The 25,463-nt window shown below is 49.9% G+C and carries 24 protein-coding genes and 1 riboswitch; of the genes, 2 read left to right on the top strand and 22 right to left on the bottom strand.

The window, feature by feature from the left end:
* Positions 1 to 125: 125 nt before the first annotated feature.
* From JOC37_RS04295 to JOC37_RS04240, 12 genes are all read right to left on the bottom strand, one after another.
* Positions 126 to 1,796, bottom strand: coding sequence for a GspE/PulE family protein (locus tag JOC37_RS04295; RefSeq protein ID WP_204616461.1), 1,671 nt, complete (start codon positions 1,794 to 1,796; stop codon positions 126 to 128).
* A 17-nt stretch (positions 1,797 to 1,813) separates the two neighbouring features.
* Positions 1,814 to 2,566, bottom strand: coding sequence for a prepilin peptidase (locus tag JOC37_RS04290; protein ID WP_204616459.1), 753 nt, complete (start codon positions 2,564 to 2,566; stop codon positions 1,814 to 1,816).
* Between the two features lie 289 nt (positions 2,567 to 2,855).
* On the bottom strand, positions 2,856 to 4,094 hold the full coding sequence (locus tag JOC37_RS04285; protein WP_204616458.1) for a type II secretion system F family protein: 1,239 nt from the start codon (positions 4,092 to 4,094) through the stop codon (positions 2,856 to 2,858).
* A 26-nt stretch (positions 4,095 to 4,120) separates the two neighbouring features.
* Positions 4,121 to 4,945, bottom strand: coding sequence for a hypothetical protein (locus JOC37_RS04280; RefSeq protein WP_204616456.1), 825 nt, complete (start codon positions 4,943 to 4,945; stop codon positions 4,121 to 4,123).
* A gap of 22 nt (positions 4,946 to 4,967) precedes the next feature.
* Complete coding sequence (locus JOC37_RS04275; protein WP_204616454.1) at positions 4,968 to 6,602, bottom strand: GspE/PulE family protein; 1,635 nt, start codon at positions 6,600 to 6,602, stop codon at positions 4,968 to 4,970.
* A gap of 20 nt (positions 6,603 to 6,622) precedes the next feature.
* Positions 6,623 to 7,723 carry a type IV pilus twitching motility protein PilT gene (locus JOC37_RS04270; RefSeq protein ID WP_204616452.1) on the bottom strand — a complete coding sequence of 367 codons (1,101 nt, stop codon included), beginning with the start codon at positions 7,721 to 7,723 and terminating at the stop codon, positions 6,623 to 6,625.
* 31 nt (positions 7,724 to 7,754) lie between these two features.
* Complete coding sequence (locus tag JOC37_RS04265) at positions 7,755 to 8,426, bottom strand: hypothetical protein (protein ID WP_204616450.1); 672 nt, start codon at positions 8,424 to 8,426, stop codon at positions 7,755 to 7,757.
* The gene (locus tag JOC37_RS04260; protein WP_204616448.1) at positions 8,423 to 10,111 is read right to left on the bottom strand and encodes a type IV pilus biogenesis protein PilM; all 1,689 of its coding nucleotides are present in this window, start codon (positions 10,109 to 10,111) and stop codon (positions 8,423 to 8,425) included. Before JOC37_RS04260 ends, JOC37_RS04265 begins: the two co-directional genes overlap by 4 nt.
* Positions 10,112 to 10,217: 106 nt before the next feature.
* Positions 10,218 to 11,876 carry a type II secretion system protein gene (locus JOC37_RS04255; protein WP_204616447.1) on the bottom strand — a complete coding sequence of 553 codons (1,659 nt, stop codon included), beginning with the start codon at positions 11,874 to 11,876 and terminating at the stop codon, positions 10,218 to 10,220.
* Positions 11,758 to 13,152, bottom strand: coding sequence for a hypothetical protein (locus JOC37_RS04250; RefSeq protein ID WP_204616445.1), 1,395 nt, complete (start codon positions 13,150 to 13,152; stop codon positions 11,758 to 11,760). The genes JOC37_RS04255 and JOC37_RS04250 overlap by 119 nt, the downstream gene beginning before the upstream one ends.
* A 144-nt stretch (positions 13,153 to 13,296) precedes the next feature.
* Entirely contained in the window at positions 13,297 to 14,277 is a 981-nt protein-coding gene (locus JOC37_RS04245; protein ID WP_204616443.1) for a type II secretion system protein, read from the bottom strand.
* Between the two features lie 250 nt (positions 14,278 to 14,527).
* Complete coding sequence (locus JOC37_RS04240; RefSeq protein ID WP_204616441.1) at positions 14,528 to 14,734, bottom strand: hypothetical protein; 207 nt, start codon at positions 14,732 to 14,734, stop codon at positions 14,528 to 14,530.
* Between the two features lie 459 nt (positions 14,735 to 15,193).
* Here JOC37_RS04240 and JOC37_RS04235 point away from each other — a divergent pair, with 459 nt between their 5' ends.
* Positions 15,194 to 16,468, top strand: a complete 1,275-nt coding sequence (locus JOC37_RS04235; protein ID WP_204616439.1) for a hypothetical protein — start codon at positions 15,194 to 15,196, stop codon at positions 16,466 to 16,468.
* Between the two features lie 129 nt (positions 16,469 to 16,597).
* Here the strand turns inward: JOC37_RS04235 and eam are convergent, their stop codons facing one another.
* The 3 genes from eam to cobU form a co-directional block, all read right to left on the bottom strand.
* A complete protein-coding gene (gene eam / locus JOC37_RS04230) occupies positions 16,598 to 17,842 on the bottom strand; it encodes a glutamate 2,3-aminomutase (RefSeq protein WP_204616437.1) in 1,245 nt (414 codons plus the stop codon).
* Positions 17,843 to 17,974: 132 nt separating this feature from the next.
* Positions 17,975 to 18,114: riboswitch (cyclic di-AMP (ydaO/yuaA leader) on the bottom strand.
* Positions 18,115 to 18,215: 101 nt separating this feature from the next.
* Positions 18,216 to 18,824, bottom strand: coding sequence for an alpha-ribazole phosphatase (gene cobC, locus JOC37_RS04225; protein ID WP_204616430.1), 609 nt, complete (start codon positions 18,822 to 18,824; stop codon positions 18,216 to 18,218).
* Between the two features lie 19 nt (positions 18,825 to 18,843).
* On the bottom strand, positions 18,844 to 19,422 hold the full coding sequence (gene cobU, locus JOC37_RS04220; RefSeq protein WP_204616428.1) for a bifunctional adenosylcobinamide kinase/adenosylcobinamide-phosphate guanylyltransferase: 579 nt from the start codon (positions 19,420 to 19,422) through the stop codon (positions 18,844 to 18,846).
* Positions 19,423 to 19,573: 151 nt separating this feature from the next.
* Here cobU and JOC37_RS04215 point away from each other — a divergent pair, with 151 nt between their 5' ends.
* The gene (locus tag JOC37_RS04215; RefSeq protein WP_204616426.1) at positions 19,574 to 20,101 is read left to right on the top strand and encodes an HD domain-containing protein; all 528 of its coding nucleotides are present in this window, start codon (positions 19,574 to 19,576) and stop codon (positions 20,099 to 20,101) included.
* An 89-nt stretch (positions 20,102 to 20,190) separates the two neighbouring features.
* On the opposite strand, the gene JOC37_RS04210 is transcribed toward JOC37_RS04215, so the two are convergent.
* The 7 genes from JOC37_RS04210 to JOC37_RS04180 form a co-directional block, all read right to left on the bottom strand.
* Complete coding sequence (locus JOC37_RS04210) at positions 20,191 to 20,463, bottom strand: translation initiation factor 2 (RefSeq protein ID WP_238480743.1); 273 nt, start codon at positions 20,461 to 20,463, stop codon at positions 20,191 to 20,193.
* 81 nt (positions 20,464 to 20,544) lie between these two features.
* A complete protein-coding gene (locus JOC37_RS04205) occupies positions 20,545 to 21,711 on the bottom strand; it encodes an LL-diaminopimelate aminotransferase (protein WP_204616422.1) in 1,167 nt (388 codons plus the stop codon).
* 19 nt (positions 21,712 to 21,730) lie between these two features.
* Positions 21,731 to 22,546 (bottom strand): PHP domain-containing protein, encoded by an 816-nt coding sequence (locus JOC37_RS04200; RefSeq protein ID WP_204616420.1) that lies wholly within the window; start codon positions 22,544 to 22,546, stop codon positions 21,731 to 21,733.
* Positions 22,547 to 22,598: 52 nt separating this feature from the next.
* Positions 22,599 to 23,552, bottom strand: a complete 954-nt coding sequence (locus JOC37_RS04195; protein ID WP_204616418.1) for a dipeptidase — start codon at positions 23,550 to 23,552, stop codon at positions 22,599 to 22,601.
* An 83-nt stretch (positions 23,553 to 23,635) separates the two neighbouring features.
* The gene (locus JOC37_RS04190) at positions 23,636 to 23,896 is read right to left on the bottom strand and encodes a stage V sporulation protein S (RefSeq protein ID WP_204616417.1); all 261 of its coding nucleotides are present in this window, start codon (positions 23,894 to 23,896) and stop codon (positions 23,636 to 23,638) included.
* A 129-nt stretch (positions 23,897 to 24,025) separates the two neighbouring features.
* Positions 24,026 to 24,802, bottom strand: a complete 777-nt coding sequence (locus tag JOC37_RS04185) for a TIGR00282 family metallophosphoesterase (protein ID WP_204616415.1) — start codon at positions 24,800 to 24,802, stop codon at positions 24,026 to 24,028.
* A 15-nt stretch (positions 24,803 to 24,817) separates the two neighbouring features.
* The gene (locus JOC37_RS04180; protein WP_204616413.1) at positions 24,818 to 25,336 is read right to left on the bottom strand and encodes a hypothetical protein; all 519 of its coding nucleotides are present in this window, start codon (positions 25,334 to 25,336) and stop codon (positions 24,818 to 24,820) included.
* Positions 25,337 to 25,463 lie beyond the last annotated feature (127 nt).

Raw genomic sequence — 25,463 nt, 5'->3', positions numbered from 1 at the left:
ACTAAAATCCTTCTATTTCTGGTAAAAAATGTACAAAATTTTAGCACTGCTCCGAAAAATGGTATCTTAATCTAAGCGGTAAATAAACAAACCCGCCGTTATTCCTCAAACAGAATAACGACGGGTTAATCCACCACCGAATAGGTTACTCTCATTACTTCTTGCAGTGTGGTTAAAGCATTCAGCGCCTTTTGAACACCATCCTGTTTTATAGAAATCATGCCGCTTTCCAGACTTACCTTTTTTATCTCCCCCGCCGGTGCTTTTTGATTTATCAATTCCTTAACCCTCTTATTGGCCACCAGTATCTCATGAATACCCAGACGCCCGGAATAGCCCGTATAGGCACAGTGCACACACCCTTTGGCCCGGTACAGGGCACGGTGGTTATCTATGCCGGCATAAACCAGTTCCGGATCATTGGGCTCAGGGTAATAAACTTCCCGGCAGTTGGGGCAGATTTTTCGCACCAGTCTCTGGGCCACCACCCCAATTACAGTGGAGGCAACCAAATAAGAAGGCACGCCCATGTCTGTTAATCTGGTAATGGCATCCGCGGCATCACCGGTATGCATGGTACACAAAACCAAATGACCGGTAGTGGCAGCCCGTACTGCAATTTCTGCCGTTTCCGGATCCCGGATTTCACCCACCATAATCACATCCGGGTCCTGCCTAAGAATTGACCTTAGACCGGTGGCAAAGTTCAACCCGGTTTTGGTATTAACCGGGATTTGATTAACCCCTTTTATGGTGTATTCAACCGGATCTTCGATAGTAATTATATTTTTTTCCGGTGAGTTCAACTCATTCAGCACCGCGTACAAAGTAGTTGTTTTCCCACTGCCTGTGGGCCCGGTGATTAATATCATCCCATGGCTGCTGATAATTAATTTGCGAAAAGTCTTCAGGTTACCATCACTAAAGCCTAATTTATTAATGTCCATCAGCTCACGGTTTCTCGGCAGTATGCGTATAACCACCTTTTCGCCGAACACAGTGGGCATGGTGGATATCCTAAGATCTATGCTGCTCTTATATATTAACCGGCCATCCTGGGGTAATCTTTTTTCCGCAATATCCAGTTGGGCCAGAATTTTAATGCGGGAAACAACGGAATGCCGGGCACTGTAGGGCAGGGTCATCATTTCTCTTAATATACCGTCTACCCTTTCCCGCACCAGCACACAGTCTTCCTGTGGTTCTACATGAATATCACTGGCCCCATCCGCTATGCCCTGATCTATTATTGAGTTGACCAGTCGTACAACGGCAGACTCGTTCCCTTCACTGCCGTACGCAGCCAAGCGGCTGTAATCAATTTCATCTTCATGAAATTTTAACTCCTGTTCCAACTGCACCAATTCAAAGTGACGGGCAATGGCGGCGTCAATCTGCTGCCGGGCAGCCAAAGCAGGTGTAATTTTAAATTTGGTTATCTGCTGCAGCTCATCAATCACCAGCGCGTTCAGTGGGTCTGCCATGGCCACCGTTAGAAAAACATCGTCCTTTTTAACAGGAAACACTTTATAACGGCGTATGACCATTTCTGGTATCAGCCGCAGCACCGCAGCAGACACCTTGTTGGGAATGACCACCCGGGGTATATTCAGCTGCTTTTCCAGCAGATTAACAATATCCTGTTCCGACACCAACCCCCACTTTTCCAGTACAATGTCCAGCCTTTCCCCGGTTCGTTTTTGTTCCTGCAGAGCCCGGTTTAATTGTGCGGCAGTAATAAACTTATTTTCCACCAGCAGCTGACCCAGCTTCTTTATATAACCGGTATTAAACATTTACCTTAACCCCTTCATTACAAGCCGCAAACACTTACATACCAGTTAATTATTTCACTGCCTCCAAAAGCGGCAATTAAACCGCCCAGAGCCAGGTAAGGGCCAAAAGGTACAGCATCCCTTCTTTCCTTTAGCCCGGCAGCCAGCAGAAAAGCACCGCTCAAACCACCGGTTAAAAAAGCAATGAACAGGGCTACCAAAACATTCTGCCAGCCCAAAAACAGGCCCATTACCGCACTTAACTTGATATCACCGCCACCCATGCCTCCCTTGGATGCCAGGGCAATGGCCAGCATCAGCAGCCCGGCGGCAAAAAAACCAACTGCACCGTTTATCAACTTATCAAAAGAAGAAAGCATGATAAAGGGCAATCCAATAATTGAACCGGCCAGCAGTATTCTGTCGGGAATAATCTGATAATAAATATCAATTACAGACACCGATACAAGCAGAGAAAAAAACACCACCATGGAAACGGTCTGCCAGTGCCACCCCCAAAAGGAGTAGGCAGCAAGAAAAAGTACTGCCGTAAGCAGTTCCACCAGCGGGTACCGGGGAGATATTTTAGCTTTACAGTACCGACAGCGGCCCTTCAGCAGCAGATAACTAAAAACAGGCACCAAATCTGCCGCCCCCAGCTTACGGCCGCAGCATGGACAGTGGGATGGGGTGTATATTACCGATTGCTTCTTTGGTATACGGCAAATACAAACATTGAGAAAACTACCGATACAGGCACCCAGTATGGCAGCAATTAACTCATCAAACATTATTACCTCCCGGCTCAGCTGCTTTTCATCATATCTGCAGCACATCTGTTCTATCTTGGAAAATGGTACTTTACTAATTTATTATTTTCTACAGTCTGTTTTCATTTCCTGTCAAACAATTAGTGCCGGTAAAAAAATGTGTAACTATTCAGCACCCCTAAAAAGGGCAGACTAATCCGCTGCACGTTTACCGCAACCAATATCCGGCAATAGTTACAAACAAAAAAATACAAGTACATAAGAATTTAAAAGTAACAGCGTGTTTTCCTTTTTGAAGATATATGTTTTTTTACCCGGTAACATTGCCGTAACCGGCCAGAATGGCACCGACCAGCGCGACGGCGATGAAGCCAACAATACCTCCCAGCACTACGAGCATGACGGGCTCGATAAGGCTGATCATCTTCCTGATCCTGAATTCCAGGAGCTGGGTATAAATTTCCGCCACCAGAGCCAGGGACGTGTCCATCCCTCCGGTTTCTTCCCCCACCTTGACCATGTTGCCCACCATGGGAGGAAATATCTTCACCCCTTTTAACAGCGGGTCGGAAAGGTTCCCTCCGGCCAGAACTTTTTCTTCCATCCCGTGGACGACTTTTTTTACCGCCCTGTTGCTTATGGAATCCCGAGTGGCCCTCAGCCCATCCACAATGGAAATGCCGCTGCCGATCAGCATGGCCAGGGTCCGGGCAAAGAAAATAATACTGGAGTATTGAAAAATCACGCCGATGATAGGTACTTTGAAGATATGACGGTCAACAAAAAATTTGCCCGGCGGCCAGAGGTAAAACAGCACTCCGGCCAACACCGCAGCCCCTAGGCCCATGCCGATTTGGGGCAGCTTGGTAGATATGTTTCCCCCGATGTCAACCAGCAACTGGGTGGTCCAGGGAAGATCACCGCCCATCATCTCAAGAAAAACCATCATTCTGGGAATAACGTAACCGATGATAAAACCCACCACCCCAATGGAGATCAGCAGGACGATCACCGGATAGATCATACTGGTGACGATCTGCTGCCTTAAGGCCAGCTTTTCCTCCCAGTAGTCGGTGACCTGCAGGATAGCCGTGTCCAGCAAACCGCTGGTTTCCCCTGTTTTAATGATATAGGTGATCGTGGGGGAAAAGACCCGCGGGAACTGCTGCATGGCCTCGCTCAAAGAGTTTCCGGCCTCTACTTTCCGGCGCACATCGGCCAGGATTTGCTTTATTTTCCGGTTGGTGGACTGGTTTTCCAGGATGGATAGGGAGAGTACGATGGAAACTCCGGCCTTAATCAGAGCCCCCAGCTGCCTGAGCAGCAACACCACATCGTAGCTTTTGACTCGGCTCACCCTGGTTAAAACACTGTTCAGATCCAGGGCGTCCTCCTTCTGAACGGGGTCTTCATCTACTTCCCGCAAACTGGTAATCCTCAGCCCCTGGCGCCTCAGGCTGCTGCCGACCTCGGACAGACTGACGCCGGACACCCGGCCCCTAAGCCTTTTCCCGCTGGTGTTGATCCCCTCGTATACATACTCAGGCACAAACCTTCACACCTTCCTTTCCTTATTTAGGCCACCTGCCTGTTTTTCTTCCCGGTGATCTCCCTCCAGACGTCTACTACACCAATAAGTAAAATGATACCAATAGCGGCAAAGAGCACCTGCAGGAAGGGAAATGGCCTTTTGACGCCCTCGAATAGCTGCCAAGGCTGGGAATCAATAAAAAATTGCTTCAGGGAACCCAATACAGACACATATTTATTCACTTCCTCCTCAGTGGCTTTCCTGGGGTTATAGGTGTGCACCATTGACCGCAGGTTGAAGTACTCTTCCGTTAAAACTCCCTCCTTCACCTTCATCGTAACGGACTCTCCCGTGGACCTGCGGATAACGGTAAAGGCGTAGTTCTCCGTTGTGATCGACCCCGCCAGCTTATGCAGGTTGGGGTATGAAAAATCCTGCACCAGCGTGCCGTTGGGCAGTACCAGCCGGAAACCGTCCCCGGCCGGCTCCTCGCCGCCGGTGATGAATCGCAGCGCCAGAACCGACGAAGGAGAGGGAAGCCGGCTGATTACCTGGATATCTTCCCGCCTGGGTATTTCGCCGCCCCAGATTTCTTTTTTAGCTTCCAGAAAACCCCGGTAAGAAAAGACCATATCAAACTCTTCCGGATGTCCCGTCTCGTGCCGGTAGTGCTCCTGCACATCCTTGAAACTTACCCGTACCATTCGTTCTCCTTCATAAAAGAACAGCGGCGGTAAATCCACCGGCTTTTCCGGTGCCGAGTGGGCACCCGCCGGGGCCGGCAGCAAAAACACCGTCAAGAACGCCACCATGACCCCAAAAACCGCTATATACCCTGTTATAAATATATGCCAATCCCCGCGCTTCACCGCACACGCTCCTTTCAAAAGCTTATATTTCCATGGTGACCCTGTAAATATCGGTGATCCCGGCCACGCCCCGGCGCAGCTTGATGATCCCGTCTTCCCGCAGGGTGCGCATGGTGCCCCTAACACTTTCCCGGATGGCGGTGGAGTCCCTGCCCTTGGCGATGAGCTTCTGAATATCACGATTAATCTCCAGAAATTCGTATATCCCCGTCCGGCCCCGGTACCCTTCATCCCGGCAGTAGCTGCATCCCCGGCCGGTGTAAAAGACCTCTTTCCGGTGGGGGGGGAGCCCCAAAAGCTCCAGCTCTGCCGGAGAAGGAACGTACTCCACCCGGCACCTGGGGCAGATCACCCGAACCAACCGCTGGGCCAGGACCCCCCTCAAAGCCGAACTGACCAAGTAGGGCTCGCAACCCATGTCGATGAGACGATCCACAGCACTCACCGCATCATTGGTGTGCAGGGTGGAAAGGACGATATGGCCGGTCAAGGCGGCCTGCAGGGCCAGCCTAGCCGTTTCGCCATCCCGCATCTCCCCCACCATGATCACATCGGGATCCTGCCGCAATACCGACCGCAGGGCGCTGCTGAAAGTCATTTTCTTGGATGTTTCGTCCACCTGCACCTGGGTAATGCCGTCCATCTGAAATTCGATGGGATCCTCGATGGTGATGATATTCACACTGTCGCTGCGCAGGCTCTTTAATGCCGAATAAAGGGTGAAGGTTTTGCCGCTGCCGGTGGGTCCGGTAACCAGGATCAGCCCATGGGGCAGCTGGATGGTTTTCTTGAATTGTGCCAGCAGGTCCTTTTCCATGCCCAGGTTCTCCAGCTCCAAGGATCGGTCATAGGGGGAAAAGAGCCGCAGCACCGCCTTCTCCCCACCAGCACAGGGCATGGTGGAAATCCTGATATTGGTGCCGGGGCCGTCTTCCTGCTTGAACAAAAAACCCCCGTCCTGGGGAGCCCGCTTTTCGGCTATGTTCATGTTGCCCAGGATTTTAATCCGGGATATCACCAGGGGCATCACCGCAGCGGGCAATACTTCCAGCGTTCGCAGTTTGCCGTCCACCCGCATGCGCACCCGCAGGCCGCCGCTGTCCGGCTCCAGGTGTAGGTCCGAAGCCCGCTGAGCCACAGCTGTTACAATGATTCTCTCTAAAATCTTGACAGCGTAGTCCGGGGACTCCGGCACAACGTCCCTCGCCGCTGCGGAGAGCTGTTCATTTCCCTGGCCGTAGGCCCGGTACAGCAGCGCCGCCAGTGCCGAAAAGCCCATGAGGACGGGGCGCACCTGTCTGCCGCTGATCCGGCCCAGGTTTTCCAGGACGGCTCTGGGCACCGGTTCGGCGCAGGCCACCAGCAGCTCATTGCCCCGCTGGGCCACGGGGACGATGTTATTCCGCCGGGCCACCGGCCCGGGCACCAGGGCTGCCAGTTCCGGGGTTAACTCTACATCTTTCTCCGAAAAGACCTCCATGCCGAAAAATTCACCCAAAAGCGCGGTCAACTGCTCTTCCCGCAGGTACCCCTGATCCACCAGAACCTCGCCCAGCCGTTTTTTCAGCACCCGGTGGAGCCTTAACGCCTCGGCCAGTTTCTCCTGGCTGAGGATGCCCCTGCTTATAAGAAATTCTCCCAACCTCTGTTTTGCCATTGCCACTCCGTCTTCTTAGTTTATTTAAGGCCCAACTTCTCCCTCATCCGCCTGGGAACCCGGGCCTTCTTCACCGCTGTTTCCCGGTCAATCTGCCCGGCCCTAGCCAGGGCTTCCAGGGACTGTTCCATGGTCTGCATACCCAGTTTCATCCCGGTCTCGATGGCCAGGTAAATATGTTCCAGTTTGCCCAGGCGGATCAGGTTGCCGATGGCCGGCGTCACCATCATCACCTCCGAGGCCAGCACCCGCCCCCGGCCGCCTGCCCGGGGCAGGAGCTGCTGGGAGACCACCGCTTTCAAAGTAGTGGACAGCTGCTGCCGGATCTGGCCCTGCTCCTCGGCGGGGAATACACCGATAACCCGGTTGATGGATGAAACAGCGTCCCGGGAGTGCAGGGTGGAAAACACCAGGTGCCCAGTTTCCGCCGCCCTCAAAGCCGTGCGGATTGTCTCCAGGTCCCGCATCTCCCCCACCATGATCACGTCGGGGTCCGCCCGCAGGGCCGAGCGCAGGGCATCGGCAAAGGACTCCACGTCGGCGTACAGCTCCCGCTGGTTGATGATGCAGTTCCGGTGCAGGTGGACGTATTCCACCGGGTCCTCCACGGTGATGATGTTGCGCCGGTAGAGGCTGTTGATCCGGTCGATGATGGCGGCCAGGGTGGTGGACTTACCGCTGCCGGTGGGCCCGGTCACCAGCACCAGCCCGTTCACCAAATCCGGTAGGCCGTATACAGACCGGGGCAGTCCCAGGGTCTCCAGCTGGGGGATTTCGTCCGCCAGCCGGCGGAAAGCACAGGTGATGCACCCCCGCTGGAAATAAGCGTTGAGGCGGAAACGACCGATGCCGCCTAGGCCAATGGCCAGGTCCACGGCAAAGTGCTTTTCCAGAATCTCCACCTGCCGGGGGGTGAGAATGCTGTACAACAATCTTTTAATATCCTCAGGCGACAGGGGATCATATTTTTCCAGTGGCACCAGTTCCCCCGACACCCGGAGCACCGGGGGCATGTTGGCCGTAATGTGCAGGTCCGATCCCTCGTGGCGCTTTGTTTCCTCCAGCAGTTCCTCCATGCTGGAGGCAGCCCTGTTCTTAAACAGCACGGCTGACTCGCTCATGCGAATCCTCCTTTCATTTTTTGGCGCGCCGCTAAATCAGCAGGGTCATGGCTATCTTCAGCCGCCCCGTATTTTCGTCCATCAGCACACCGATGCTCTTGATCACCACGCAGCTGGTCATTTTTTCATCCAAATCATGGACGTAACCCACCAGACCGCGGTGGTCGCCCTCCAGGGACAGGGTGTACTCCGTCCACTCCATCATGGTCACCGCCTCGGGAAGCGGCACATTCCCCTTGGTTACACCATCCTCTCCACCGCCCGCCTGATCATTGACAGTGGGTGTTTTTTTCTTGGCGGCGGATTTTTTCCGGGCTTCGGCCTTTTCTTCCTCTTCACCCGGCAGGACGATTTTCAGCTTCATGATCTTCAGGCCGTTCCGCAGCGCCAATTCCTTGATTTTCTTTACCACCGCGCTGCCCTCCGCCGCGGCCCGGACCTTCCTGGAGTCGAGTTCCGCCGCCCGGGCTTCCAATTCCCGAAGCTGTTTCTTTTCCTCCGCCACCTTTTCGGTCATTTTCCCCAGGTCGGCGATCTCGCCGATACCGGCTATTTCCTGCTGCACCCCCTGGATTTTATCCAGGGTGCTTTTATACAACTCCATCTTGGGGTCATACACCTTGTTCAGGTAGAGGTAAAAACATCCCGCCAGGACCACCGCCGCCAGCAGGAACTTTTCCATTTTAGTCAGCTTGCGCTTCAATACACCGCATCCCCTTCTCCCGGCCCGGCAATCTGCTCAATCTTTTTCGCGATTTCCATAGTAAACCCGTACCCGTCAGCTTCCTCTACAACCTCAGACTCTTCCAAGCCATCCACGGACAGCGTTGTTTGCTTAATGGCTTTCTCTTTCCAGGTGACCTCCATTACTCTGGCGTATTCGCACCACTCCTCGCCCTGCATTTTCAGGGCCAGGGTGCTGGGAGAGACGGCGCTGCGGCTGATGCCCCTCACCAGCCAGCGATCCGCCCCGGCCGGCACCATTTGAGCGAAAAGCAGATCCGGCGGCCCGTGCCGCAACAGGGCCGCCAGGACTTTTTCCACCTCCTGGTTGACCGCCCCCGCCTCCAGAAACCTGATTTTCTCAGCAGTCAGCAGCCGCTTTTGCTCCAGCTCCTCTGCCTCTTTTTTCAGGCTGTCGTACCGCCCCGCTTTCCCCTTCAGCTCGTCCCGCTGCTGCGTCAGCACCGCCAGCTGCACCTCGGCCCGCTTCATCTGGAAATTCAAAACCAGGTAGTGGGCCATAAAAAACACAGCGATGACGGTCACCGCCAGGATGGGAAACACGTGCACCCGCTCCCGGAACCGCCTGACCGGGTCCACGCTGTCGTCGATGCCGGCGGTTTTCCAGCCGCCCCGAAAAAACAGCTCCCGCAGGCCGGCACCGAACACCGCGGCATACTCCGGAGAGAAACCGCCGGAGCGAATGGACAGAGCCGAAGCCCGCCCCTGCGTCTCCCTTTGAAAAAATTCCAGTATTTTTTCATCCAGGGCTCCCGGCCCCGTCAGCAGCATCCTGCAGCTCAACACCGTGGGGTCTTCAAAAACCCTTGCCAGGTCCGATTCCAACTCCGACGCGGGCAGATCGGCCAGCCCAACCTCCGCCGCCGCCAGACCCGTCGGCATGGTTCGGAGACTGCTTATTTCGCGTTCCTCCACCAGAGCCACCTTCATCGTCTGAAACCCCAGGTCCACCACCGCCACGTTTTCCTTCTTCTTCTCCTTTTCCGCCAGCAGAGCGCCCACCGGGAAGCACAAATCCGGAGGGTATACCCTTTTCAGCCGGAAGCCGGTATCGGCAAAGGTTTTTTTTATGGCAGCAAAGTCTTCGGCGGGCAGCATGGTCACCCACACTTCCACCTGTCCGTCCCCGGACTCGAGGCCCAGCTGGTAGCCCACCAGGCTTTCGCCGGCGGGAATGGTCATGTAAGGCTCGGCCTCCCAGCGCAGCATCTCCTTCAACTGGTAGGAGCGCACTTTTTTTACCAGCCCGGCTTCCAGGGAAAGTTCCACCATAGATACCAAAGGAGTGACCAGCACCACGTTTTTGGGGCACCGGGTAATGCGGGATGCCACCGCTTCCAGCTCCTCCCCGGTGACCGGGCCGTCTTCCGCAAGGCGTTCCAACTTCAGGCAGTGTTCCAGTGAAAAACCCCGCAGCCCCCGCCGCACTACCGCCGCCCGCAGCTCCTTCCCGTCTGTTTCCAGCACCAGAACAGACAGGGGAGATCTGGCCCCGGCGGTCTTTCTCCCGGCCCGCCGGGCATAAACTGGTGCCGCGGGCTGCAAATCATCGTGCAGCGGCTGCCCGCAATACAGGCACGTTTCCCGGCCCGCCGGGTTCCGGCCGTCACACACGGGGCATTTGCAATCTGTAATCTCCGGCATATGTCAGCACCCGCCTATGTTATATTTAGACACAATAATTTTTTCCACCACCAGCGTTCCCCTGGAAAATACGGTTCACGAGCTTCTGTTCGCCCGGCGCGCCAGCTTACGGGCCTGACGGGCTTTCAACAATAATTACCAGCTTTTCCACCACCGGCGACTGTGTCCCACCGGCACCCACGAATACCTTAACGTTTTCGGGGCTCTTTAACTGTCCCGGGCCTGCGGCTATATCAAGCCGCCGCACCCCTCCAAAAACATCGCCCCCGCACAGCTGAAACAATATAGTTTGGCCGGGATCGACAGTAAATGTTTCCGTTAGAGATTTTTCAGGTTGATGGTGAAAGGTAATCTCCACTTCGGCCGGATCCGGCTGCTGGGCCGGCGGCGCTTCCTCATCGTGGTACCCGATAATATTACCCTGCTCATCATACTCATAGACTCGGACATACTTTTTCTGAGTGTTGTTGACTATCTTTCCTTCCACGGTCATACCCACTGCTTTCCATTCTGTATCCCTGATGACAACTTGCAGGTCATCCTTGATTTTATCCTCGTTGCCTTCCCAGATGTCATCTGCAGTATCAAAATTTTTATCCCCACCGGCGCTGGTAATTCTAAGCGTTGTTTCGTCTTCGCTCAATCTAAACCGCAACGGGGTACCCCAGGTGTCCCTCAAGACCTCGTCTTCTCCGACCCCCCAGGGCTTTTGCAGATAAGGTCCCCGCCAGCAAAACCCCGTGGGGTCGGATGCGCCGCCTTGATCATGATCGCTGTAACCCTCAGCGGTGTCCCAGGTCCACAATCCCCGGGGCTGGCCTTCATACCAGCCAGGATCCCAATGATCAGCATCCCACTGCCACAGCGTGGGCCACTGGCCCATATCTCCGATATACCCCCCCACGATGCACCGGCCCGAAGGGTCGAAGGCATCCGCCGGGCCCAGCAGAGCGGCGCGGATTTCCTCCAAGATACGGACGGTTTGTTTTCTCTGGACGCTCTCGTTGGGCTTAAACCACTCTTCCGGGGTGATTTCCAGGACAATATTGTCATTGTTTTTGTTGTCCGGATCAGCTGCGTTTTGATAGGAATTCCTCATCAACGGCGCCGGCGGGCTCACTCCCGGCCACGTGTCGTTTTCCGACGGCAGTTCCACCCTGCCGTCCGGGCCGGCGCTTACCACCAGCAGGTAGATGCTGTTGGGATCGCCGGGATCACCCTGCTCCTTGATAAAAAACAGCGCCCGGCCCCAAGCGTCGGCCAGGATCCCTTCGGTCCTGCGCAGAGGAACGACGTCTTTTTTATCCTGGTTGGCGAAAACAGCCTCAGGGTAGTTCAGGTAAGGTCCCTTCCAGTTGGCTCCCAGATCTTCCCCTGCGGCGGGCTGTTTTTCCCACAGGCCGCAGGGTTGGCCGATATATGGAGGAGCGGCTTCCGGGTCGCCGCCGTGATAAACTTCCTCAGCCACCGCATTCCAGCGGTTATTCACATCATCCCAGTTAAACCTATACAGTTTAGGCAGAGCATCCATGTCCCCGGCATAACCCCGAACCACCCGCAGCCCCCGCTCGTCGTAAGTGTTCTGCGGGCCGACCAGGGCGGTGCGGACGGCTTCCAGCCGCTCCCGGGTGGCCTTGATCCGCTGCTTATTGTCCAGGTGGCCGATGAAAGGCATCACCATGGCGGCCAAAAAGCCCAGGACGGCCACTATGATAATCACTTCCAGCAGGGTAAAGCCGCCCGCCCGCCGAAACCGCCGGCCCATTTTTACTCCCCCCTCGCGCGTTCTCCGTGGTTAAAGCACCTTCTTTTGCCGCCGCTTCTCCCGGCAGCGCCCCGTCGGCGCCGGCCATAACCAACCCCAACACGATCCAGAACAGAGGCATAACCAGGATAGTCTCAAAGTGGAAAAGCCCCTGGACCAGGTAAACCACAATCATGGCCAATAATTCGCAGCGGGCCGGCAGCTGGCGTCCCATTTCCCTTAAAACGAACCCGAAAAACGTCAGATAGGCCAGCAAGGCAAAAGCACCCATGGCAACGGCCGTTTCAATATAAAGGCTGGGGGTTTTATCCAGCAGAAAAGCAAAGGGCAGCATCCGGACGACATGCACCAGGTGGTCGGGCCCCAGGCCAAAGGCCCAGCAGCCGGACAGCAGCTGCAGGGTGTTCTCCCAAACCGCCGCCTGCTCCCTGAGGCTGACCACCCCCACCTTACCCGCCAGTCCCCAAAATACCACTCCGGCCGCAAAAACCAAGGTCACGGCCAGCAGCGCCCCGGCCGGCGCCAGCCAGGCCTTTTTACTCCCGCTGGAAAAGTTGTAGCGGACGATAACGGCCAGCCCCCAAAATGCACCCAGCCAAGCGCCCCAGTTAAAGCTCACCAGCAGCCCAGCGTAAATGACGGCGGCGGCAGCCAGCCAAACCGGCCGGCGGCGGCCCAGGTAAATCTGCAGGGCGGCAGGCAGGACAAAGGCAGCATAGGTGCCCAAATAGTCGGGGTTGCCCAAAGTGCCGTAGGCAGTCAAACCTTCGCGGAAGGCCTCATGGGGCACCGGGTTAAATCCGCAGGCCTGGAGCACCGCCAAAAAGGAAACCACGGCGGCACTGGCGGCCATGTACGGCAGAAGCCTGGTGCCATCGGCTGTGCAGGAAGCGAGAATGAACAGGATGATACAAAAAAGATAAGTGCACAGGCCGGTGTAGCGCAGGGGCGCGCCCACCCAGGCGGTCAGGGGGTAGGCCGCCAGGGAGACGGCCACCAGAGCGCAAAAGAGAAACACCCCCAGGGGGATGAAGGCGCGATGGCTGAACCTGGCCCTTTCCTTAAACAGGACAGCCAGGGCCCACAGGGATACAGCCGCCAGAACCAGATAACGCGGGGCGTAAAAGTAATCCCACTGGTAATTTCCCCAAAAGGATAATTTCCACTGGCCGGGCACCACCAGCAGGGGGTATAGGGCCGTCATCAAAAAAAGAAGCCGGTATTTTGCATCGGCCTGTCGCCACTTGCCAAGCCGGGTTCTTACATCTGCAGCCAAGGCGGCACCTCCGTTTACATACAAAATCCTCAGCCCGCCGCCATCCGGCGGAGGGCTTCCCGAGCTGAAACAAGGGCGGGCGCTGCCGCCCACACCCCTGTTTCAAACAATTCGGTCAGATTGTTAATAGTTAGCTCTTGTTAATTACGACTTGGTAGTTACGGTAATTTTAAGCTCCGGCTCGCCGACGCCCATCAACTGGCAACCTTCAGGGCAAAATGTGGTAAACTGCCAAACTTCCTGGGCTTCTGTCAAATCGAAAGTCTTAACCTCTCCGCTTGGATACTCTACATCAACTTTCTCGGCATCGCCTGTGGCAATTCTATCAACCGTGGCCTGCAGCCTAGGAACAATAACGTTGTAGTTGTTGTAAATGAAGTGATCACCCCGCCGCATACCGTTCGGGCAAAGGGCGGCATCCTGGATCTGGCCCTCTGTAACCAAGTCGCTGTCCGGACCAACGCCAAGAATGATGCGGTAAATCAGATCAGGATTGCCCCAATCCGGATCTGTAGAATCAGTAATATCGCTAAAGTTGTCAGTGGCTGCATCCGGGCAGCCGGCACCCACCATCAGCACCGAAAGACCTTCTTTGACATCTACAAGTTCCATATAGGGGTGAGCTGCTTGAGGATAAGTACTGCTATATTTTTCGTCAACCGTTGAAGAAGGGTTGAGGTTATACACTTGGCTAATCCCCAAATCTATAAGCTCCTGCGCCTCTGCCGCATTCAGTACGTGCCGCTTCAAGTGCACCATAGCGTCCATATCTCTGGATAATACTTCTTTATAATCTTTTTTATTGTCATCGATATACCCAGCGGCATCTGTATCAGCATAATCAGCAGCAGTATAAGGGTCGGCACCTGTGTTGATAACCAGGTTCGTCAGTTTGTTGGGCAGCTGTCCGTAATTTTCGGTATAAGCACCCAAAACCTGACGCAGCCGCTGCTGGTTTGTATCGCATATGGTGTCCGACGCTCCGGTGGCCACATTGGCCAGGCGGGGAGCAAGCATGGCTACCAGAAAGCCCATAATGGCGACGACGATGATCAGCTCGATCAGGGTGAAACCGTTCTGGCCTTTCAACCGACTTTTAATCTTGTTCTTAAATTTTTGTCCCATAAAAATAAAAACCCCTTTCCAAGAAAATATCTTTTCTCAGAAGGGTTCACCCACAGAACCACCTTCTTCAGTTAGTTAATTAAAATACCTTCTTACGGACCCCGCGCCCGCCTTCCTTCGGCCGGGTAAAACCGCCCGGGCAGCATTTGCCTTCTTTTGCCGCACCACCCCCTTTTCTCCCAGATTCCCCCACCCCGGGGAAACCTCCCGGGACATTTCAGCTATCTTAAATGCCCCACGCCTATCAAGCCTAGCCGACGCCCTTGGCATCCTTTTCCGGACGCCGGTAGAAGTCCACCACGTAGCGGTACTGCTTACCGCAGTGGATAATGACCTCCTTCTGGCCCTTTTTTAGAATCCTCATCTCAATTTTCATTTCGCCGTAACCGTTATGGCTGAAGAGAGATTCGTATAATTGACGGATTTTCATCAATACTTTCTCATTGTCTTGTGTCATACCCGCCCCCTCCCCAGCACCCGCCGGCAGATTTTCCCAAAACGATCCATCCCCCCCAGGCCGAAGACGCTTCTGTCATAGGAAACGCCCCCGCATTCATAAAAATTCTTTGTCATTATTCTAATTGAAAATAATTATCATTGTCAAGTGTATTGGTAAGTTTTTACCACAAAAAATTAAAAAATTATTTGTATATACTAATTAGAAGGCAAACGATGTCAAACAAACCGCTAATATGCTGATTTTTTTATTATCTGCAGCACCACTGTTTTACCCTGGAAAGCGGCACCTTACTAAAGTATCCTTAATTTATTATTTTCTACAGCCTGTTTTCATTTCCTGTTAAACAATTGGTGCCGGTAAAAAAATGTTAAAATATTAATCAGCCCGATGCTGATGGAAGTATTTCTTGTATAATTAAGCATATAAATAATCCATTGGAAGGGAGTGTAAAGGGTAGTGTTTTTTAGAATTGCACACGGGTCGGTCAGCGGCCGGTTATTGACGGGCAGTCTGTTAAAGCTGCTGACTCTAACAGCAGCAGCACTGGTATTCTTATGTTCAGGTTATCTGGGTATTAACCGGGCCCAGGCAGCGGGTATTGACGTGGAGTTTGAAAAAACTTTTGGCAGTGAAAATGATGACCGAGGCCTGTCTGCCTGCCCAGTTGATGACGGCGGTTATATCATAGTGGGAGAAACTGTCTCCGGCTATCAACACGGCTCCGGGGGCCGTGATGTCTACCTGATTAAAATTGACAAATCGGGGCTTTTGCAGTGGAAGCGAAGCTGCGGCGGCATTCGAGATGATTACGGTGTACACATCCGGCAGACAAAAGACGGCGGGTACATCATTGCCGGAATAACAGAATCCTATTCCGATTACGGCAGCACTAACAAGGACGTATACCTGGTTAAAACCAACACTTCCGGTTGGAAACAGTGGCATAAAACCTATGGAAACAGCGGCGATGATTATGGTTCATGTGTACAGCAAACCGGCGACGGGGGGTATATTATTGCCGGTAAAACAACCGCCTCCAAGACCGGTGATACAGATGTCTACCTTATCAAAACCAGTTCCTCAGGCCGCCTGGAGTGGGAAAAAACCTTTGGTGGCCATAAGGCTGACCTGGCCAACTATGTTGAGCAGACAAATGACGGCGGCTATATCGTGGTTGGTCAAACCTATTCCTTCGGTGCGGGAAACTTCGATGGATACATGATTAAAACTAATGCCCGGGGAGAAAAGGAATGGGAAAAAACCTTCGGCGGCAGGGGATGGGATGCATTACATTCAGTAACACAAACAAAAGACGGCGGCTATATTTTGACCGGCGAAACATCCACCGGCAGCCCGGGTGGTTCCAGTGCCTGGCTGATAAAAACTGACAGTAAAGGCAGCAAATTATGGGAGAAAACATTTAACGGTAAGGGCTGGGCAGTTGGCAGAACGGTACGGCAGACCGATGACCGGGGCTGCATGGCAGCAGGGTGGACTGTCTCCAAAGACAGTGGTGGATTTAACTTCTACTTAATAAAAACAGATCCCAACGGTAAAAAAATATGGGAGAAAACTTTAAAAGGAACCCGGTTTGACAGGCAGTTTTCTATCCAGCAGGCCGGCGATGGCGGTTATATCGTTACCGGTTGGTGGGCTGATCTGCTAAAATGGAATAAAACCCGCAGCAGTGGTACAGAAGTATATATTATGAAAATCCAGCAGGTACCGTGATTCATAAAAGCGCTTGCCCCCCTGCTGTTCCCCCGGCAGCCTAAAATTACCGCTCCATTTCTTTAACTTCAGAAACAGCACCCATGCCGGGCAAACACAGAAAAAAGTCGAGAGATTATTCTCTCGACTTTAATGCTTAACTTTATAATCCATTACCCGCTTTTCCCAGGTACGCATTTTTACCTCGTTACCTTTGTTTTCCAGTATATACTGGGGCAAAACCGGTGTTTTGCCGTAACCGTTGGGAGCATTGATTATATAAGTCGGTATTGCCAGCCCGGAGGTGTAGCCGCGTAATTTTTCCATAATCTCCATACCTTCATCTACCGATGTAATAAAATGACTTGTACCAGTTACTTGTTTGGCATGGAAAATATAATAGGGCCTTATTCTGACCTTTAACAGCTCGTGATTCAGCTTTTTCATCACGTGGGGATCATTATTGACATTCTTCAGAAGCACTGCCTGGTTGCCCAATACCGCACCGGCTTTAATCAGCATATCACATGCTTTGGCAACCTCAGGTGTAACCTCCCTCGGATGATTAAATTGAGTATTGATATAGATGGGAGGATATTTTTCTATCACCGCACATAATTCCGGTGTAATGCGCTGGGGCAGTGTCACCAGAGTTCTGGTTCCTAAACGCTTTATTTCTACATGTTCTATTTTATTCAGCTCACCCAACAGCCAATCCAGCAGTTTATCTGAAAGCATCAGGGCATCACCGCCGGTAACCAGCACGTCTCTGATTTCCGGATTGGCCCGAATGTAATCCAATGCTTCTTCCAGCACCTGCTTGGGTTTATGGGTGTCTACTTCCCCAATATTACGACGGCGCTGGCAGTGACGGCAGTACATGGCACATTGATTGGTAACGTTAATAATTAACCTGTCCGGGTAACGCCGGGTAATAGCTGGGGCCGGAGAGGTGAATTCTTCTCCCATGGGGTCATCCACACCACATGTATCCGTCAGTTCTGCACCGCTGGGTATGGACTGCAGCCAAATGGGGTCATTTTCAGCGGGCTCCATTAAGCTGGCATAATAAGGTGAAATGGCCCAGCGGAACTTTTCTCCAACCTGATCAATTACTTTAGCCTGTTCATCGCTGAAGTCAAAAATCTTCCTTAGGGTTTTTGTATCTTTAATGCGGTTGGCTATCTGCCATTTCCAATCGTTCCAGTTTTCTTCGGTGCCTCCCAAAACCTCAAGTATGCGCTTTTTACGCTGCCGGATTTGTTCCTGCAGGTCAAAACCTGTGTATATTTTATCTTTCACTTTTAAATAATCATCAATTCTGCTGCGCAGTTCCGCAGCCCTGTCAAGGGCTATTCGGCGTTTTTCTTCACTTGTTAACTTTTTATCGGCCATTATATTCCCTCCTTCTACGTTTTTATCATATTCTGTGCTATATTTTTTGTGTTTTTGACAAATAAAAACCCCATTTAAGCATGGGGCTTACAGGAATACTCAACTACGCGTATCCTAGTTAAGAATACTGCTTTCCCCCCTCTTTCAACGCTTGCGAAGTTAGCTGACGGATTCGGGTTGAAAGTACCCTACCCATTAAATGTTAAATGGGATTCACCCCAAAAATTTGGTTCCCCCGCTTCTTGTCAAAAAGAACTCAGCGATTTTAGAGGAAATACTTATATACACATATATTTAATTATACCATTTTTTTAACTCTCTTACCACTTCAGCAGCAGCTAAATTCACCGGCAAAATAAATATTCACTTCTTCTCAATAACTGAAATTAAATAATTCCAAAATTCCTTTTTTTATTTCTCCATCGGGAAAGTAAAGAATGCTCAGTGAACAATTATTCATTTGCAGCCGCCAGTATTCGTTTAAATCAATACCCATGATATGGCAAATAATGGAACGAATTACCCCCCCGTGAGAAACCACTAAAACATTTTGGCCCGGATGTTCGGCAATAATATCGCTTATGGCAGCCATTACTCGTTTTACCAAATCAGAAAGCACTTCTCCGCCGGGTATCGGGGTAGCGGAAGGATTCTTCCACCATTGTTCAACCGTTTCTTTATACCGGTCCGTTATTTCTTCTATGGTTAACCCTTCCCAGTTACCAAAATTAATCTCTCTTAGCTGCTGTTTGCAAATAACCGGAATATTAAATTTCCCGGCGATAATTTCCGCGGTTTCTTTTGCTCTGCTGAGGTCACTGGCATAGGCGGCATTAATATCAAATTTTTGCATGTATTGAGCCAACCGTTCCGCCTGTTCCCTGCCCACCGGGGACAATGTTATATCGCTGTGCCCTTGAAACTTTTTTACAGCATTCCACTGGGTTTCCCCATGCCGGACAAAATAAAGTCTGGTACCCAATCTACAGTCCTCCTGTATTTCAGCTTAAATTTTGGAATGCCAGTGATTTAATCTCCATAGGAATCCCGGCCACAATGAGATAAACTTCATCCGCATAGTCGGCAATCACCTGATTGGCAAGACCCGCTACTTCCCGAAAAGCTCTTCCCAAACGATTGTCGGGTATTAATCCCAGGCTTACCTCATTGGCCACCACAATTATTGCCGCCCTGGTTTCAACGGTTGCAGAAGCTAATTTTTTCACTTCGCTAAGAATAAAACTTTCCTTATCCGCCCAGGAAATGCCTGAAGCAGTGTTGTTAGCATCCAGCAGCAGGTTTGACAACCATAATGTTAAACAATCTATTAAAATAACATCTGTTCTGCTGCCATGTTCTTTTATAACATCAACCAGATTGGTGGTTTCTTCTATGGTTTGCCAGTGCTGGGGACGGGACGCACGATGCAGGGCAACTTTTCTGGCCATTTCATCATCCAAAACTGCGGCGGTGGCTACATAGGTAACATCACTGCTGATATTCACTGCCAACTTCTCTGCAAAACGGCTTTTACCGCTTTTGGCACCACCGAGAACCAATATTAACTTCCCTTTGTCCATAATCTCCACCTTCCTAAATAATCCTCCCCCCCACATTCCCTAGGAAAAGCTACTTCAATAATTAAATAACAAAATCCTGCTTTTTAAGTAAGAATTAAATTTTTATGTTCATGATTAATAAGTTATAATTAACAAAAGGACGGGTGAAGACATGGCCTTAGTAAGATTTAAGCAGCTTTTTTCTGCCGTTACCAGCAGGTTATCGGTAAAAGATCATCATTTCATAAAGGAACATCTTAATTGTAAGGAGCAAAAACTTTTTGAGCAGATGGATATTCCCACCCAAAGGCATTGTTTAAATGTTGCCTACACCTGTCTTGAGCTGTTAAAAAATTATCCCGGGGCAAATAAAAACACATTAATAAAGGCAGCCTTATTACATGACTGCGGTAAAAAAGCGGGTGAGGTGGCAACCTGGCACCGGGTGGCAATTGTTTTAACTTATTTTTTGTTTCCCCCCGCCGCTAGGTACCTGCAGCGCCGGGGGAAATATAAAAAAAGCGGCTCGCTGGCCAGGGCCTTTTATATTCATTCAATTCATGCTCAAAGGGGATGCGTGTTTGCTCAAAGGGCCCGGTTAGACCCGGAGGTAATCTCTTTAATCCGCCATCACCATGATAAATATGAAAACGATTCCATAGAATTGAAACTGCTGCAAATGTCAGACAACGCAAATTAAATAAAACCTCCGGTGATTGTCACCGCAGGTTTTGTCATATTTTCTTAATATTAACAGTTTTTTACTTATTGTGTATAAAACTGTTAATATTAAGTATTTTTTAATGAAGATTCATTTGTAAGTTTAGATTCCAGCTCAACAATTATTTTGTTTTTATTTATCAACCACTTGGCATATCTATAATTATTTTTGTGTAATTTTTTATTTTCCCTTTCCAGTTTTGACAATATCTCATTTTTTTCTCTTTCTATTTTTTCTATTAAATTCATTAAAACACGACGACTTAATCTCAGCTGTTCAACTTTATCTTCTAATTCCTGCACCCTGCTTTGAAGATAACGTACATATTCTTTGTCGCTCAATGAATCACCGCCTTTAACCAGCATCTAGCCATAGTATATGCTGAAAAGGGGCGAAATAGACATTAGCTGACTAGTATTCATTTAGTTAAAAACAAAATTATTTTTAATGCGTTCCAAAGCCTCTTTCAACTGTTCCTCCGGCTGCACCAACGCTATGCGAACATATCCCTCACCCTGTTCACCAAAGGCTACGCCGGGAATTACCAGCACGCCGGTTTTCTCCAATAATTCAATGGCAAATTGATAAGAAGACGTGTATCCCTTGGGTATGGGAGCCCACACGAACATTGAGGCCCGGGGTTTGGGCATCTTCCAACCAAGGGATGCCAAACCATCAACCAAAACATCCCTGCGCTGCTGATAAATACGGGCGTTTTCCACTACACAATCCTGAGAGCCCGTTAGTGCGGCCACAGCGCCCTCCTGTACCACGCTGAACACACCGTAATCAATATTGGACTTAATTGTGGCCAGGCTGCTTAATACCTCCGCATTACCAACGGCAAAACCACAGCGACACCCGGCCATGCTATATGTTTTAGATACTGAATAAAACTCGATTCCCACCTCTTTGGCTCCCGGTACCTCCAAAAAGCTGATGGGCTTGTACCCATCATACGCCAATTCCGAATAAGCAACATCATGACAAACCAATATATTGTTTTTCTTAGCAAAATCAACCACCTGTTCAAAAAAAGAACGGTCTGCCACTGCAGCCACCGGGTTGTTGGGATAGTTTAACCACATTAATTTAGCCCTCTGGGCCACATCAGCAGGAATAGCGCTTAAATCGGGCAGAAACTTATTTTCCGCCAGCAGCGGCATGGGGTATACTTTACCCTGGGCCAACAGGATGCTGGCCGAGTAAATGGGATATCCCGGATCAGGAACCAGGGCAATATCACCGGGATCAATATATGCCAGCGCGATATGCCCCAGGCCGTCTTGGGAACCCATCAGCACCAGCACTTCGTTTCGGGGATCTAAGTACACCCCGAATCTTTTTAAATACCAATCCGCCAGCGCTTGATGCAGTTCAGGTTTTCCGGTAATAGGATATGTATAATTGCCGGCTTTATCAAGGGCTCTGTGCATGGCCTCTATGATATGCGGAGCAGGGCTGCGGTCGGGACTGCCAATACCCAAGTTTATTACTTTAATGTTCCTTGCCTCTACCTGTTGTTTTCTTACATTCATTTCACTAAAAATGGCAGAGCTTAATTCCTTCATCCGTTGAGATTTTTGCATAGCTACCTCCAGTCTCCAGTCATTTAAGTAAATCTCTTATCCGCTTAAAAGACTCCATTGGTGCGGTGACGGCACCCAAACGGTTGCATAAATCGTGTTTTTTCCCGTGATAATCAGAACCACCGGTAGGTATCAAATTCCATTTTTCTGCCTGCTTTAAATAATACTGGCACTGTAAGGGGGAATGATGGGGATGCCACACTTCAATGCCCTTCAAACCGCAGTTTATTAACCAGGGCAGCATATCAATACTGGTGACAGTTCCCGGGTGGGCCAGTACGGGTATGCCTCCTGATTGGGATATTAACTTTATTGCTTCGGTGGGCGCAATTTTTTTCCGCGGTACATAAGCGGGACAGCCCCGGCCAATATACTCTTTAAAAGCCGCTTCACGATTGGGAACTATATTTCTTTCCACCAGTGCATCAGCAATATGAGGACGTCCCACAGTACCCTCGCCGGCAATTTCCTGCACCCTACTCCATTTTATATCGCAGCCCATGGCATTAAGCTTATCAACCATTTTTTGGGCTCTAATCAAGCGGTAATCTCTCATTTCTTGTAAGGCTGATACCAGCTGCGGGTGGTTCGGTTCTTTAAAATAACCGAGGATATGAACTTCGCTATTATTATAATAACAGCTTATTTCCACACCGGCCAAAACGTCAATACTTTTCCCCTCGGCCGCCTGCCGGGCAGCAGCCACTCCATCAATGGTATCGTGATCGGTAATGGCAATGGCCTGCAGTGCCAGCGACAGCGCACGCTCAACCACTTGAGCCGGAGTATCGGTACCATCTGATACGGTGGTGTGAATATGTAAATCAGCGGGCATTAAACCACCCCTATCTTATCTAAAAATAAAGTATTTATATGCCGGTGCCGCACTACCCTACTACTTTGCTCAAGATGCGCAGGAAATTACCTCCCAAGATATTATTAATTTCATTTTTATTATACCCTCTTTTTATCAAACCTTCAGCAACCCGGGGCAGCATGGTACAATCACTGACTTCATCAATGGTTCTTTCTACACCGTCAAAATCTGTTCCTATGCCAATATGGTCGGTTCCCACCAAATCAGCTATATGATCAACATGATCCAGATACCTTTCCAGATTGGCATATTTTTCCGAGATAAAATCCGGCACCAGGGTTAACCCTATTACCCCTCCCACCTGGGCAAGGGCTTTAATCTGCCGGTCAGTTAAATTGCGCGGGTGGGGACAAAGAGCTGCACAATTGGAATGCGTTGCTATCACCGGTTGACTGGAAATATCAAGTACGTCCCAAAAACCGGCTTCCGAAAGATGAGAAACATCAATCAGCATGCCCAGTTTATTCATCTCTCGTACCACTTCCACTCCGAAATTTGTCAAACCACCCCTTGTCCGTCCTTCCCCTACACCGTCAGCAATACTGTTGCGGCCATTCCAGGTCAGGGTCATACAACGTACCCCTAAACGGTGATATACGGGCAGCATATATAACCTGCCTCCCAGCGCTTCTCCTCCTTCAATGGCCAGCACCGCTGCCACCCTGCCGGATTGAACTGTTTCTACAATATCCCTTTGACAGGCAGCCAGGCACATTTGATCTTTATATTGATCACACTGTTTATAAAATGTATCTATTATTTCCATGGCCCTTTCGATACCTTTTACTTCACCGTAACTGGGGTGAATAAATACGGCAAAAAATTGAACATTAACACCGCCAACCTTTAACCGCGGCAGATCAACGTGACCTGATTCTGATTTTTCACCCAAAGTTCTATTTTCTTCCTTTAACTTGGTTAAAGTATCGCAGTGGGCATCAACCACCAGTCCCTGCGGCAGCATACCATACCTCCCTCTAAGAAAATAACCTGTCCATGTGCATCTGTACATGAACAGGTTAATATTTTCACAAACTAGTTATCAAACTAACGGGGTTCAACAATCAACTTAATAGCAGTTCTTTCTTCACCATCAATTAAAATATCAGTAAAAGCAGGGATGCAAATCAGGTCTATCCCACTGGGAGCAACAAACCCTCGAGCAATTGCTACCGCCTTTACTGCCTGGTTTAGTGCCCCGGCACCAATAGCCTGAAGTTCCGCGCAACCATTTTCTCTCAACACACCGGCCAGGGCTCCCGCTACAGAGTTTGGGTTGGACTTTGCTGAAACTTTTAATACTTCCATTCTTGTAAACCTCCTCTAAGGATACTGATAATTTGCCTCTCCCACGACTTATTTAATAAGAATATGTATTCTATGTATATTTAAAAAATTCCTTCTTATGCGAATAAAATTAACACATCTATATGTAATTTATTCCAGGTTAAAAATACGCTGTATTTCAACGGCCTTTCCGGTGGTTTCGTCAATACTTATCACCACGGCATTAAACTGGTAATCTGTATTGGCAACTTCAAATTTCTGGGGCAGGCCGGTTTTAAACTTACGTAAAATAACATCTGTTTTCACACCAATTACAGAATTACGGGGGCCGCTCATGCCCAGGTCAGTAATATATGCGGTACCCTCCGGCAGTATTCTTTCGTCAGCGGTCTGCACATGGGTATGGGTACCAACAACGGCAGTAACCCGCCCGTCCAAGTGCCACCCCATGGCCACCTTTTCTGATGTTGCTTCGGCGTGAAAATCTACTAATATTATATCCGCCCGGTGTTCAATTTCCTTAATTAACTCATCAACTTTACGAAAGGGACAATCAACCTCGGGCATATATACCCTTCCCGCAAGATTTATCACCGCAATTTTAAGATCATTAACCCCATATATATTGTAACCGTTCCCGGGAGTACCGGGTGGATAATTAGCCGGTCTAATTATCCGGGGCTCCTTGGGCAGGTAAGCAAATATTTCTTTTTGATTCCACACGTGGTTGCCCATGGTAAGCATGTCTACACCAAATGAAAAAAGCTCTTTGGCAATAGCTTTTGTTATTCCCTTTCCCCCTGCTGCATTTTCACCGTTAGCGATAACAAAATCAAGGCCCAAATCACCTTTAAGACTGGGTAAACATTCTTTAACAGCACGGCGACCGGCCTTCCCTACAATGTCACCAATCATTAAAACCCGCAATATTGATCCCCCTAGTTATTTGTTGAATACCAGTACCCGTCCATCTGCACGAAAGGCAAATAACGGCTTACCTTTATTACAGCTCTTTACATTTTCTAACATGGCTTCTATCATCTCTTCCTGAAATTTTAAATCATCTTCATAAAAAGTCTCGGGATTTTCTGTTATTATATTTGTTTTCCCTGCTTGATGCAAACTTTGTATTATTAGTGCTATTTCTCCTTGTACCAGTGTATCTATATCCCTCTCTATTTGTATTATAGTTAGGCTCTCTATAATTTGACTGCTAATTTTAAGTATATTGGCCTTTTTTCTTTCCAGCATGTTGTATGCTTCAATACTATCCCGGATAAATTCCTGTAAGCTTTTTAACTCCGATTCTTCTAATACATCAGCAAATATAAAGTTTAATTTTAAAGTTTTCTTTTCGGGATTAAAATTGATAGTGGAAATCTCCGGGTATCTTACCAAAATAGAGGTAAGTAAATTTACCGTTTCAGTCACATCTTCGCTGCTTTTGTAAACTGAACTCAATGATGTCACCACCTGCAATCATTTCATAAATAAGTGTAATTTTTAAGGTATTCTTGTTTTTATCATTAATTTCCTGCTAATTTCGAGTTAGTTGTTATATAAAAAATATTCCAGATATTTTTAAATA

This window comes from Desulforadius tongensis (assembly GCF_016907915.1).
Classification (GTDB): Bacteria; Bacillota; Desulfotomaculia; order Desulfotomaculales; family Desulfohalotomaculaceae; genus Desulforadius; species Desulforadius tongensis.
This window is presented reverse-complemented; position numbering and strand designations above follow the sequence as displayed.

What these genes read in the sequence shown, in the direction of transcription:
- cobU (WP_204616428.1), bottom strand. Translation starts at nt 19,422, where the DNA reads ATGGACAAAGGGAAGTTAATATTGGTTCTCGGTGGTGCCAAAAGCGGT.
- eam (WP_204616437.1), bottom strand. Translation starts at nt 17,842, where the DNA reads ATGGCCGATAAAAAGTTAACAAGTGAAGAAAAACGCCGAATAGCCCTT.
- JOC37_RS04295 (WP_204616461.1), bottom strand. Translation starts at nt 1,796, where the DNA reads ATGTTTAATACCGGTTATATAAAGAAGCTGGGTCAGCTGCTGGTGGAA.
- JOC37_RS04195 (WP_204616418.1), bottom strand. Translation starts at nt 23,552, where the DNA reads ATGCTGCCGCAGGGACTGGTGGTTGATGCCCACTGCGATACTTTAACC.
- JOC37_RS04190 (WP_204616417.1), bottom strand. Translation starts at nt 23,896, where the DNA reads ATGGAAGTATTAAAAGTTTCAGCAAAGTCCAACCCAAACTCTGTAGCG.
- JOC37_RS04290 (WP_204616459.1), bottom strand. Translation starts at nt 2,566, where the DNA reads ATGTTTGATGAGTTAATTGCTGCCATACTGGGTGCCTGTATCGGTAGT.
- JOC37_RS04260 (WP_204616448.1), bottom strand. Translation starts at nt 10,111, where the DNA reads ATGCCGGAGATTACAGATTGCAAATGCCCCGTGTGTGACGGCCGGAAC.
- JOC37_RS04275 (WP_204616454.1), bottom strand. Translation starts at nt 6,602, where the DNA reads ATGGCAAAACAGAGGTTGGGAGAATTTCTTATAAGCAGGGGCATCCTC.
- JOC37_RS04255 (WP_204616447.1), bottom strand. Translation starts at nt 11,876, where the DNA reads ATGGGCCGGCGGTTTCGGCGGGCGGGCGGCTTTACCCTGCTGGAAGTG.
- JOC37_RS04205 (WP_204616422.1), bottom strand. Translation starts at nt 21,711, where the DNA reads ATGCAAAAATCTCAACGGATGAAGGAATTAAGCTCTGCCATTTTTAGT.
- JOC37_RS04240 (WP_204616441.1), bottom strand. Translation starts at nt 14,734, where the DNA reads ATGACACAAGACAATGAGAAAGTATTGATGAAAATCCGTCAATTATAC.
- JOC37_RS04200 (WP_204616420.1), bottom strand. Translation starts at nt 22,546, where the DNA reads ATGCCCGCTGATTTACATATTCACACCACCGTATCAGATGGTACCGAT.
- JOC37_RS04215 (WP_204616426.1), top strand. Translation starts at nt 19,574, where the DNA reads ATGGCCTTAGTAAGATTTAAGCAGCTTTTTTCTGCCGTTACCAGCAGG.
- JOC37_RS04245 (WP_204616443.1), bottom strand. Translation starts at nt 14,277, where the DNA reads ATGGGACAAAAATTTAAGAACAAGATTAAAAGTCGGTTGAAAGGCCAG.
- JOC37_RS04270 (WP_204616452.1), bottom strand. Translation starts at nt 7,723, where the DNA reads ATGAGCGAGTCAGCCGTGCTGTTTAAGAACAGGGCTGCCTCCAGCATG.